We start from the raw sequence: 12,411 nt of genomic DNA on the forward strand, positions 1-12,411 counted from the left end.
TTTTTCTATATTTGTTTTGTACTTTCAAAGGATTGATATGTTCAAACTCATTACTCCCAATACTGAAAACCAGCTAAATAAGTACTATCAGTTCCGCTGGCAGATGTTACGAGAGCCTTGGCGAATGCCTGTCGGCTCGGAGCGCGATGAATACGATAGTGTGAGTCATCACCGCATGATTGTTGATGGCCGGGGGCGACCAATGGCTATTGGACGCTTATATATTACCCCGGACAATGACGGCCAGATCCGCTATATGGCGGTGAAGAACAATCGCCGCAGTAAGGGGATGGGGTCTCTTGTATTAGTGGCACTGGAGTCACTGGCGCGCCAGGAAGGTGCGAAACGTCTGGTATGTAATGCCCGTGAAGATGCGATTGCCTTCTACGAGAAAAGTGGTTTTGAGCGCCGCGGTGAACTTACCGATGAACGCGGTCCGGTTCGTCATCAGCAAATGGTCAAGCGACTGGAGCCGATGGCGAACGTTTTACGTCGCCCTGACTGGTGTACCGAGCTGCAAAAGCGATGGGAAGCCCAAATCCCTATCAGCGATAAGATGGGGATTAAAATCAACCAGTATACGGGTTACCAGTTCGAATGTTCCGCTCAGCTCAATCCTAATCTGAACCCCCATAACACCATGTTTGCCGGATCTGCTTTTACTTTAGCGACACTGACAGGGTGGGGTATGACCTGGTTGTTGCTTAGAGAGCGCGGTCTGCAAGGCGATATTGTGCTTGCAGACAGTACCATTCGTTATCGTCATCCAGTTGAGCAAAACCCGGTTGCCAGCACATCGCTGGATGGTATTAGCGGCGATTTGGATCGTCTGGCGACGGGCCGTAAAGCGCGTATCGTTATTCACGTCGTGATTTATAGCGGAGACACTCCGGCGGTCGATTTTGTCGGAACCTATATGCTGATGCCGAATTATTCCAAATTACTCAGTAGCTAACGCTTTGTCAGCCGTAATATCGTTTGTTGCTGGTTCATCTGTTGATTCAGCCTCTTCAATAGGCTCTGCTATGTGCCGCTCTGTATTGATGTGTGAAACAGGATGTTCAGCCTCATCAGTATAAGTATCAGCATCTTGTGCTTGCCGAGGTTGTGCTGGGTTTTTATCCAAAGCAGAATCCGCGTTTTCTGCTGGCTTAATGCATTGACCAGCGGCGGTCGCCTTGCTGAAGATGTCGCCTTTAATGACTCCGCATTCCTCCTGCAGCGTATACTCGACGCCACTTAAAGGGTCACTGGCTAAATCAAAATCGCCGGAGATTTGGCCACTGATAGCATCACCAGAGATGGTGACGGGCTGAACTGAAACTTCGCCGCGCTGCATTTGCAGGCGGATTGGAGACAAGGTTATCGCTTTAAGCGATTTGTCCGCCCGTGACCGTAATGTCGTGTTGCGCAGATTGGCGTCGATGCTGCCTGTCAGGCTGTATTCCAGCATGTTCTGGTCTCCGGCAAGGCCATGCAGTTCAAGATTAAGATCGGAGAAACCTTCGACGGCTAATACATCAGGCAGGTAAGGGTGGAACAGCATCAAAGGAATGCCGTCAGCATTTAAGTGCAGCATCCATGGCTGACTGGTCGTACTGACGTCTATTTGTCCGTAGCCTTCAATATAGCCTTGTTCTAGCGGGGCAAACAGGCGGGTCAGCTCCCAGAGTCCATCATTACTTTGGGTGGTAAGTGCCGCGTGTGATGACAGAATCTGATTGTAACTGGCGTTGACGACGCTGGCGTCCAGCTTACCATTCCACACTGCCCAGCGAGACCAGGTGCGTTTTAATTCGAGCTGGTCGCCTTCTAAGTTCAGTCCTGTTAGCTGCCAGTATGGTTCCTGAGCTAACTGAATGATCTGGCTACGCTCAATATCGAGTCGTTTGATTTCCACTTCTTCAAGCTCTCTGGTCGCCGTTGCCCACCATTCGCTGCTTTCATTTGGTTGAATTGCCCATTTCAAACCCTGGACAGAAGCGGTTTCAATCTGCCACTTAGCCGGTTGGAACTGGCCTGATACCTGAATACGGCCTTGCTGCCAGTCCAGATAGAGCTCTTTCAGCTCAATTAACTGCGGTGACAATGAGGCGTTCAGACGCGGTTCTATTGCTACCTGTTCCTGAAAGCGGACACTGTCGGCCTGCAGAGAAACCTGCGCTGTGGCATTCCAGATAGAAAGTGGCAGCTCAGCGTCTTCGACCGAAAGCTCCAGGTTCTGCCAGTGCCATGCGCCCCACTCGATATCGGCACTGAGCAGGTCCAGGCTGTTAATATGGTTTATCTCGAACGGGAGCTTTTGCCATGGCTTGGCAAGCAGAGACTGAAACTGGGTGTTGTTCATTTTCAGCTTATCGATGGTGACGTTCACCAGCGACCAGCCTTGTGGGTATTGTTCGCCTTGACCGGAGACCTGGCTGTCTCTCCATTTAAACGAAGCCCCGTAAAGGGTACTGTTTTCTGGTTGATGGTTCATATCAACCAGAACGTCGTCTAATGCCTCTCCGTTCCAGTAGATTTGAGTCGCAGAGAGTTGGATCTCGCCATAGGGCAGCTTATGCGTATTGTTGTGCCATGCTGGAGACTGGACTTGTATGTTTACTCCGTTAATTACTAGTTGGCCATCGGCGTAATCAAGATTTTTAGCAGCAATCTGGTGAAACTGGAATGTATTCAGTTTGGGTAGCGGAGGCAGCCCTTTTGGCAGGCTTACGCCATCGATAAGTAAGCTGTCAATAATCCACTTTCCATCGCGATGTATGTCCGGGTTCAGCCATACATCGATTTTATCAATATAGGAGATTTGCTCGTTTTGAGTGCGAACACCTTGTACTTTAAAATGGTAGGGGAAGTCATAGTGCACCTGTTCGGCCTGATATGGCAGGTTGAGATGCTCAGAAACAAAAGCCCAGGTCTGGTTGGAGTAGGAAGTGGTGAGTAGCGCAATAATGGTCGCCGGAATGGCGAGCAGCAGAACAAGTACCAGAATTAGAATGCGGAGCACGGTTTTCATCCCTGCCAGAACCTATATGAAAGTGTGAAGCCAGTCTTTAGCTTGTCTCAATCTTAAACGGGATTCAATAAAAAGCCCCTCAAAAGAGGGGCTTGTCGGATATTTTTGTAACCAAATCACTCTCGACCAGGTTTTCTCTCGGTATTAGTCAAGCTGAGGGCCTGCAGCAACCAGAGATTTACCTTCTTCGTTGTCAGTGTATTTATCAAAGTTTTTGATAAAGCGCTCTGCGAGATCTTTGGCTTTGCTTTCCCACTGAAGTGGATCAACGTAAGTATCACGAGGATCAAGAATCTCAGGGTTTACACCAGGTAACGAGCTTGGAATTTCAAGATTGAAGATTGGGACTTGCTTGGTTGGGGCATCTTCAATTGAACCATCCAGGATCGAATCGATGATGGCGCGCGTATCTTGAATAGATATACGCTTACCGCTGCCGTTCCATCCTGTGTTGACCAGATACGCCTGTGCTCCAGCTGCTTCGACACGTTTCACCAGTACTTCTGCGTACTTGGTCGGGTGCAGGGTCAGGAACGCCGCGCCAAAACATGCCGAGAAGGTTGGTGTCGGCTCGGTAATACCGCGCTCTGTACCGGCTAACTTAGCGGTAAAGCCAGACAGGAAGTGGTACTTGGTTTGCTCAGGAGTAAGTTTAGATACTGGCGGAAGTACGCCAAACGCATCAGCAGAAAGGAAAATCACTTTATTCGCATGACCGCCTTTAGACACAGGCTTGACGATATTGTCGATGTGATGAATCGGGTAAGATACTCGGGTATTTTCTGTCTTAGAGCCGTCATCAAAGTCGATAGAGCCGTCATCACGTATGGTGACATTTTCTAACAATGCATCGCGACGGATGGCGTTGTAGATATCAGGCTCCGCTTCTTTTGACAGTTTGATGGTCTTCGCGTAACAGCCGCCTTCGAAGTTAAACACACCGTCATCATCCCAGCCGTGCTCATCATCACCGATCAATTCACGTTTAGGATCGGTAGAAAGGGTAGTTTTACCAGTACCAGACAAGCCGAAGAAAATCGCAACGTCGCCATCTTTACCCATGTTTGCACTACAGTGCATTGACGCGATGTCTTGCAGAGGAAGGAAGTAGTTCATCATCGCGAACATGCCTTTCTTCATTTCACCGCCGTACCAGGTACCGCCGATAAGCTGCATTCTTTCTGTCAGGTTAAATACAGTGAAGTTTTCTGAATTAAGACCTTGTTTTTCCCAGTTCGGGTTGGTGCATTTCGCACCGTTCATCACCACGAAATCTGGCTCAAACGAAGCCAGTTCTTCTTCTGTCGGACGGATGAACATGTTTTTAACGAAGTGTGCCTGCCACGCAACTTCAGTGATAACACGAATGCTCAGGCGTGTATCAGGGTTCGCACCACAGTAACCGTCAACCACAAACAGGCGTTTGCCTGAAAGTTGGTTTGTCACTAACTCTTTGAGCTCATTCCAGACTTCCTGGCTGATTGGCTTGTTGTCATTTTTTACCGTGTCAGAAGTCCACCACATGTTTTCTTCTGTCGTTGCATCTTTCACGATGTATTTATCTTTTGGTGAGCGACCAGTGAAGATGCCTGTATCAACAGCAACTGAACCTAATTCAGTAACCACACCGCGCTCGTAACCAGTTAGTCCTTCACGCGTTTCTTCTTCAAACAGCACTTCATAGCTCGGGTTACGGATAACCTCCTCTACGTTGTGCAGTCCATGTTTGGTTAGATCAAGTGTTGCAGCCATAGTATGTTCCATAACGGTCATAGGTGCTCCTTATAAGGATTTTTGTAGGGATTTTGTAATAATGTTTTAATTTTTATCTGCTCACCATGCTAGCAACGGGATGGGGAGAAAACAGGGATATAGCTCAAAAAATAACCGTATTTTCCTTGGGGTTTTAGGTGTCCCGTCACATATTGGTATTAATAGTTTATCGTGTGCGCAATCCTTTATGCCAGGGTAAAAGGATTAATAATTACTTAAAATTAAGCGGTTATTTTATTACGTGAAAAGCTAGGTTTTACGGGGGTTGGATCACAAAAAGACCAGCGTTGAGCTGGCCTTTTGTTGGGGGAATTACGTGCTTGTTAAGCTATGAAAATTAATGCAGTGTTTTATTGTCTGGAGTGGCTTGCGTATAGAGTTCGGTAATTTCAGATTCATCAAATGTGTATGTTGTGCCACAGTAATCACAATGTAACGAAACCGATCCCTCTTCGGCTAAAATGTCATAAATTTCAGATTTCTCAACCGTAATGATTGCGGCACCGCTGCGTTCACGCGAACAACCACACTGGAATGAAACCGGTTGAGGTTCGTAAAGACGTACTTTGTCCTGATTATACAGGCGATACAGCAGTTCGTTAGCTTCCAAACTGAACAGTTCTTCGTCTTTCACGGTGTCGGTAAGCTGCTCCAGGTGCTCGAAATCATCAGGAGAGCCGGTACCGTCAGGCATCACCTGAATCAGCATACCTGCAGCATGCTGTTTGCCTTCGAATTCACCGGTGCGGATCCAAAGGCGCGTTTTCAGCTGTTCAGAGTTTGCAAAATAGCCTTCCAGTACTTCTGCCAGCGTATCGCCTTCTAAGCCTACCACGCCCTGGTAACGCTCACCGACTTTCGGCTCAATAGTAATTACCATATGACCCTTGCCCATCATATCGTGCAGGCCGGCGTCATCAGCGATATCGCCTTCCCAGCGAGCGACACCACGAATGCGTTGTTTGTGGTCTCCGTTAATGACCGCCAGAGAAACAGGGCCATCGCCTTGTAGTTGGATAGTGATAGAGCCTTCGAACTTAAGTGTTGCTGTTAAAAGAGTGGTTGATACGAGTAGCTCGCCTAACAGTTTTTGTACTGCTGCCGGATATTCCTTACTGGAGATAATCTGCTGGTACGCTTCATCCAATTGTACCAACTCGCCACGAACGGAAAGATCTTCGAATAGGTAGCGGTTTAAAACATTATTTGCCATGGAGTGATTTCCTCGTTGGTATTTCCGGCTTTATTACTGGTGCTTGAACTTAATGATGTCACGGCGCTGCTTTTTATCAGGGCGGCGTTCCGGACTTGGGTTGTGGGCATTAAGTTTGCGTTGAGTTGCGTGCTCCTCGCGCTTCGCCAAACTTTCTTCAGTTTCGCGATATAACGTTTGGGCGATAGGTGCGCCTCGGCGTTGATCAGAGATTATCTCAATGATCACCGTTTTTTCTTCGTTACCTTGGCGAAGTTTAATTTCGGCACCCAGCTCAACGATTTTACTTGGTTTGCTTCGTTGGCCATTATAGTGGACTTTACCGCCATCGACCATGTTCCGTGCGATGGAGCGGGTTTTATAAAATCTTGCGGCCCAAAGCCATTTATCCAGCCTGACGGCTTCATTTAGGGAACTCATACGACACTACGCTATCTAACCACTGCCGTTTGTGGCAGTTAGTGATGGATTAATCACCTACAGATGGAGTCAAGGCTTATTTTTTTCAAGGTACACTGCAAAAACCGAGAAAGAAAAAGGTATGAGAGTTCCGTTGTGATACAGTCTCTGCTATTTTTTTAGAGTAGTAATTTTTCTGTCATTTTAGCAAGATAGAGTCGGCGGCCCTGATAGTTGCCGGTTCAACCTACGTCGAAAGAAAGGAATCAATTTAGTGAAGCGAATAGATCTGAGTGCAGGATTCTCAAACAGCCCACTGCTGGCTCAGATTAAGTCTAATAACTACGCGCTCCAGACGAAGATCAGTTTATTGTTTACTTGCTTATGTATAGCACTGACTGGCTGGATACTGGGGAAAATAGTGTGGTTAGTCATCCCTCAAACGTCTGATGTGACTCCTTGGAGACCATCAGCGAACAACACTATTGTCCGCAGCGAAAGTAGCACTATTGATTTCAAATCCCTTCAAGACGCTGACTTATTCGGTAAATACACCGAACAGAAAGCGGCCGTTATCGAACAGCCTGTTGTTAAGGACGCCCCAAAAACTCGGCTGAACCTAACACTCGTAGGCGCAGTGGCAAGTAATAAATTACAAACCAGTCTGGCAGTTATTGCTAACCGCGGTTCGCAGGCGACATATGGCGTTGGTGAAGAAATTGAAGGTACGCGTGCGACACTAAAGGCCGTCTTGGTGGACCGCGTGATCATCGATAACCAAGGTCGCGATGAGACCCTGATGATGCAGGGCATTGAATACAACAAGTTATCTGAATCTCCGCAGGCTAGACAATCTCAGCCTGCTCAGCAAGCAGCAGCTGTCCCGGCTGACAAGTTAGAACAGATCCGTGAAGAGATAGCTCAAAATCCGAAGAGTGTTTTTAAGTACATCAGTATCTCACCAGTGAAAAATGGTGACGAGATCACGGGGTATCGAGTTGCTCCGGGTCGTGATGCTGCACTGTTTAATGATGTTGGTTTAGAGCCGGGCGACATTGCTGTTCAGTTAAATGGTATTGACCTGAGAGATCCGTCTTCTGCAGCAGAAGTGATGCAAATAATGAGCGAGCCGCAAGAGCTGAATTTGACTGTTGAGCGTGATGGCCAGCAGTACGACATCTATATCCAATTGTAATACTTAGGCTATTAGCGTAAGTACAGGGAGAAATATGTGAAACATTGGTTAAGCAAAAGTGCCTGGCTATTGGCAGGAAGCCTACTCAGCACCCCGGGTGCGATAGCAAATGAATTTAGTGCCAGCTTTAAAGGTACCGACATCCAGGAATTCATCAACATAGTGGGACGAAACTTAGAAAAGACCATTATTGTTGACCCATCGGTTCGGGGAAAAATCGACGTCCGCAGTTATGACGTCCTGAATGAAGATCAGTACTACAGCTTTTTCCTTAATGTACTGGAAGTATACGGCTATGCGGTTGTAGAAATGGACAACGGCGTACTGAAAGTGATTAAAGCTAAAGATTCTAAGACTTCTGCAATTCCGGTTTTGGGTGATAGCAGTGCGCAGGGCGATAGCGTAATCACCCGGGTTGTAGCTGTACGAAATGTCTCAGTGCGTGAGTTATCTCCGCTGCTGCGTCAGCTGATCGACAATGCCGGTGCTGGTAACGTGGTTCACTATGATCCGGCCAACATTATTCTTATCACAGGTCGTGCGGCCGTGGTTAATCGCCTGGCGGAAATCATTAAACGAGTCGACCAGGCTGGCGATAAAGATATTGAGCTGGTGGAACTGCGAAATGCTTCTGCAGCAGAAATGGTGCGTATTGTTGAAGCGTTAAACAAAACTACTAACCAGAAAAGTACCCCGGAATTCCTGGAGCCTAAGATCGTAGCGGATGAGCGTACCAATGCTATTTTGATCTCGGGCGATCCTAAAGTGCGCGCACGTCTTAAGCGTTTGATCCGTCAGCTTGATGTCGAGATGGCGAGTAAAGGTAACAATCGGGTGGTCTACCTGAAAAACGCCAAAGCCGAAGACTTGGTTGAAGTATTAAAAGGCGTATCTGACAACTTACAGGCAGAAAAGCAGGCAGGGCAGAAATCACCGGCTGCAAATCGTGGTGAAGTGGTTATCGCCGCTCACGCCGCAACAAACGCACTCGTACTGACTGCGCCGCCAGATATTATGAATGCGCTGCAAGATGTGATTGCTCAGCTGGATATTCGCCGTGCACAAGTTTTGATTGAAGCGCTGATTGTCGAGATGTCAGAGGGTGACGGCATTAACCTGGGTGTGCAATGGGGGAATTTAGAAACCGGAGCCATTGTTCAGTACGGTAATACTGGTGCATCTATCGGTGGTGTGATGGTAGGTCTCGAAGAAGCCAAAGACACGACACAAACAGAAAGTTACTGGGATAGTGATTCGAGTAGCTGGCAAACTCGTGAGTACACTGAGGAAGGCGACTTCTCTACACTTGCTTCTGCTTTGTCAGGCGTTAACGGCGCGGCAGTAAGTATTTTAATGGGTGACTGGACAGCATTAATCAGCGCGGTAGCGACCGATTCAAATTCGAACATCCTGTCATCTCCGAGTATTACAGTAATGGATAACGGTGAAGCATCCTTTATTGTCGGTGAGGAAGTGCCGGTTATCACTGGTTCTACTGCAGGTTCGAATAACGATAATCCATTCCAGACCGTCGATCGTAAAGAAGTCGGTATCAAGCTGAAAGTCGTACCACAAATCAATGAGGGTGACTCGGTTCAGCTAAATATTGAGCAAGAAGTATCAAATGTTCTGGGAGCTAATGGCGCGGTAGATGTGCGTTTTGCTAAGCGTCAGCTGAATACTTCAGTGATGATTCAGGATGGTCAGATGCTGGTGCTAGGTGGACTGGTCGATGAGCGTGCACTGGAAAGTGAGTCAAAGGTGCCTCTGCTTGGCGATATTCCAGTACTGGGGCATCTATTCAAATCAACCAGTACTGAAACGCAAAAACGTAATTTAATGGTATTTATTAAGCCAACCATTATCCGTAATGGCGTGACAGCCGATGGTATTACCCAACGCAAGTATAACTTCATTCGAGCTGAGCAGTTGTACAAAGCGGAACAAGGCCTGAAGCTGATGCCTGACGACAAGGTTCCGTTGATGCCTGAGTACGGGAAAGACCGTCAGCATCCGGCTGAAATCCAGGCCTTTATCGACCAAATGAGTATGAACTGATGGCAGAGTTGTTAGACACAACGCCGAGTATGCGTCGTCTGCCATTCAGTTTTGCTAACCGCTTTAAACTGGTGCTGGAGACAGAGCATCCAGAGCGCCCACCTATTCTTTATTATGTTGAGCCGCTTAATCCTGCGGCTCTGGTTGAAGTGCGTCGTGTTCTGAAACAAAGTTTTGTACCTCAGTCTATCGATCCCGACACCTTCGACAAAAAACTGACCGAAGCGTATCAGCGCGACTCTTCTGAAGCTCGTCAGCTCATGGAAGATATCGGTGCTGACAATGATGATTTTTTCTCGCTTGCAGAAGAGTTACCTCAGGATGAGGACCTGCTCGAATCTGAAGACGATGCACCCATCATCAAGCTGATCAATGCCATGCTGGGTGAGGCAATCAAAGAGGGTGCCTCTGATATTCACATTGAAACGTTTGAGAAAAAGCTGTCTATTCGTTTCCGTGTCGATGGCGTTTTACGTGAAGTACTGACCCCTAGCCGCAAGCTGGCACCACTTCTGGTTTCCCGCGTCAAAGTCATGGCCAAGCTGGATATTGCAGAAAAGCGTGTACCTCAGGATGGCCGTATTTCCTTACGTATTGGTGGCCGGGCGGTCGATGTGCGTGTGTCTACCATGCCATCGTCACACGGTGAACGTGTGGTAATGCGTTTGCTAGATAAAAACGCGACCCGTCTGGATTTGCATAGTCTGGGTATGACACCTTCAGTACATGACAATTTCCGTCACCTTATACAGCGTCCGCATGGAATCATTCTGGTTACCGGCCCGACCGGTTCCGGTAAGTCAACGACCCTGTACGCAGGTCTACAGGAAATCAACAGCAACGAACGCAACATCCTGACGGTAGAAGACCCTATCGAATTTGATATCGATGGCATCGGCCAGACTCAGGTTAATACCAAAGTAGACATGACATTTGCCCGTGGTCTGCGTGCGATTCTGCGTCAGGATCCTGATGTCGTCATGGTCGGTGAGATCCGTGACCTTGAGACTGCGCAGATTGGTGTGCAGGCCTCGCTAACCGGTCACCTGGTGATGTCGACTCTGCATACCAACACTGCGGTTGGTGCGATTACCCGTCTGCGTGATATGGGGATTGAGCCATTCCTGATTTCATCTTCACTGCTGGGCGTGTTAGCTCAGCGTCTGGTCCGTACGCTTTGTCCGGACTGTAAACAACCCTATGAAGCAGACAGAGAACAGAAAAAGTTGTTTGGTGTCGCTGAACATGAGTCTTTAACTCTGCATCGGGCAGTAGGCTGTGAAGCGTGCAGCCAGAAAGGTTACCGTGGCCGGACCGGTATCCATGAGCTTGTCATGGTCGATGAGAAGGTTCAGGAACTTATCCACAGCGAAGCCGGTGAACAAGAGGTTGAGAAAGCCGTTCGGGCTCATACGCCAAGTATCCGTGATGACGGCCTGAGCAAAGTACGTCGAGGTATTACTTCTCTTGAAGAAGTGATGCGAGTGACGAAGGAAGCGTAATGGCGGCATTTGAGTACAAAGCGCTGGATGCAAAAGGCAAGCAAAAGAAAGGCACCATAGAAGGGGACAATGCCCGTCAGGTACGCCAGCGTTTGAAAGAGCAGGGGATGATTCCTGTTGAAGTCGTGGAAACTAAAGCAAAGGCCACCAAGTCTTCAGGTTCGGTGGGCTTTAAGCGCGGTATCAAGACTGCTGAGCTGGCTTTGATAACTCGTCAGCTTTCAACTTTGGTGCAATCGGGTATGCCACTTGAAGAGTGTCTTAGAGCGGTTTCTGAACAGGCAGAAAAGCCACGGATCCGATCTATGATGGCGGCAGTACGATCAAAAGTGACCGAAGGTTATCCATTGGCAGAGAGCCTGAGTGACTATCCGCACGTATTTGATGAACTGTTTCGCTCTATGGTCGCAGCCGGTGAAAAATCAGGTCATTTAGATGCGGTGCTGGAGCGTCTGGCTGACTATGTGGAAAACCGGCAAAAAATGCGGTCGAAATTGTTGCAGGCCATGATTTATCCCGTGGTTTTAGTTGTATTCGCGATAGGGATTGTCTCATTACTATTGGCGACAGTTGTGCCGAAAATCGTCGAACCCATCATTCAGATGGGGCAGGAACTTCCGCAATCGACACAAATCCTGTTAGCGTCGAGTGAGTTCGTTCAGCAATGGGGGTTGATTATATTTGTGGTGCTGTTGGCGTTCTTTTACGGCCTCAAGGTTGCGTTGCAAAAGCCTGGTTTTCGTCTTGCCTGGGACAAAAAAATACTCGGCTTGCCGCTGATTGGTAAAATTTCCAGAGGTCTGAATACCGCGAGGTTTGCCCGTACGCTTTCGATCTGTACGTCCAGCGCCATTCCGATTCTCGAGGGAATGCGGGTTGCTGTTGACGTCATGTCAAACCGTTACGTGAAACAGCAAGTACTGGTGGCGGCGGATAATGTTCGTGAAGGGGCAAGTTTACGTAAGGCGCTCGATCAAACCCGTCTGTTCCCGCCAATGATGCTACATATGATTGCCAGTGGCGAGCAGAGTGGCGAGCTGGAAAGCATGCTAACCCGTGCAGCGGACAATCAGGATCAAAACTTTGAATCTACTATCAACATTGCATTAGGTGTGTTTACGCCAGCCCTGATCGCATTAATGGCAGGTCTTGTGCTGTTTATTGTCATGGCGACCTTGATGCCAATGCTGGAAATGAATAATTTGATGAGTGGATAAAATTCAGATTAAGGCGTGTATAGTCAATACATGGCTGA

At 48.0% G+C, this 12,411-nt stretch carries 9 protein-coding genes; 5 read left to right on the top strand and 4 right to left on the bottom strand.

Annotated features, from left to right (window positions below):
• Window positions 1-37 precede the first annotated feature (37 nt).
• Window positions 38-955 carry a bifunctional GNAT family N-acetyltransferase/hotdog fold thioesterase gene (locus KHN79_RS00660; protein WP_182009865.1) on the top strand — a complete coding sequence of 306 codons (918 nt, stop codon included), beginning with the start codon at window positions 38-40 and terminating at the stop codon, window positions 953-955.
• Here the strand turns inward: KHN79_RS00660 and KHN79_RS00665 are convergent.
• From KHN79_RS00665 to hslR, 4 genes are all read right to left on the bottom strand, one after another.
• Window positions 941-3,016, bottom strand: a complete 2,076-nt coding sequence (locus KHN79_RS00665) for an AsmA family protein (RefSeq protein WP_182009864.1) — start codon at window positions 3,014-3,016, stop codon at window positions 941-943. The genes KHN79_RS00660 and KHN79_RS00665 overlap by 15 nt on opposite strands.
• Window positions 3,017-3,160: 144 nt before the next feature.
• On the bottom strand, window positions 3,161-4,789 hold the full coding sequence (gene pckA / locus KHN79_RS00670) for a phosphoenolpyruvate carboxykinase (ATP) (RefSeq protein ID WP_182009863.1): 1,629 nt from the start codon (window positions 4,787-4,789) through the stop codon (window positions 3,161-3,163).
• A gap of 337 nt (window positions 4,790-5,126) precedes the next feature.
• Window positions 5,127-6,002 (bottom strand): Hsp33 family molecular chaperone HslO, encoded by an 876-nt coding sequence (gene hslO / locus KHN79_RS00675; protein ID WP_182009862.1) that lies wholly within the window; start codon window positions 6,000-6,002, stop codon window positions 5,127-5,129.
• A 33-nt stretch (window positions 6,003-6,035) separates the two neighbouring features.
• Window positions 6,036-6,422, bottom strand: coding sequence for a ribosome-associated heat shock protein Hsp15 (gene hslR, locus KHN79_RS00680; protein ID WP_182009861.1), 387 nt, complete (start codon window positions 6,420-6,422; stop codon window positions 6,036-6,038).
• Between the two features lie 253 nt (window positions 6,423-6,675).
• Between hslR and gspC the strand changes: the two genes are divergently transcribed.
• The 4 genes from gspC to gspF are packed head-to-tail and all read left to right on the top strand — an operon-like array spanning window position 6,676 to window position 12,373.
• Window positions 6,676-7,596 carry a type II secretion system protein GspC gene (gene gspC, locus KHN79_RS00685; protein WP_182009860.1) on the top strand — a complete coding sequence of 307 codons (921 nt, stop codon included), beginning with the start codon at window positions 6,676-6,678 and terminating at the stop codon, window positions 7,594-7,596.
• Window positions 7,597-7,632: 36 nt separating this feature from the next.
• Window positions 7,633-9,654 carry a type II secretion system secretin GspD gene (gene gspD, locus KHN79_RS00690; RefSeq protein ID WP_182009859.1) on the top strand — a complete coding sequence of 674 codons (2,022 nt, stop codon included), beginning with the start codon at window positions 7,633-7,635 and terminating at the stop codon, window positions 9,652-9,654.
• Entirely contained in the window at window positions 9,654-11,156 is a 1,503-nt protein-coding gene (gene gspE, locus KHN79_RS00695; RefSeq protein WP_182009858.1) for a type II secretion system ATPase GspE, read from the top strand. The genes gspD and gspE overlap by 1 nt, the downstream gene beginning before the upstream one ends.
• A complete protein-coding gene (gspF, locus tag KHN79_RS00700; RefSeq protein ID WP_182009857.1) occupies window positions 11,156-12,373 on the top strand; it encodes a type II secretion system inner membrane protein GspF in 1,218 nt (405 codons plus the stop codon). The genes gspE and gspF overlap by 1 nt, the downstream gene beginning before the upstream one ends.
• Window positions 12,374-12,411 lie beyond the last annotated feature (38 nt).

Source organism: Vibrio sp. B1FLJ16, from assembly GCF_905175385.1.
Lineage (GTDB): Bacteria > Pseudomonadota > Gammaproteobacteria > Enterobacterales > Vibrionaceae > Vibrio.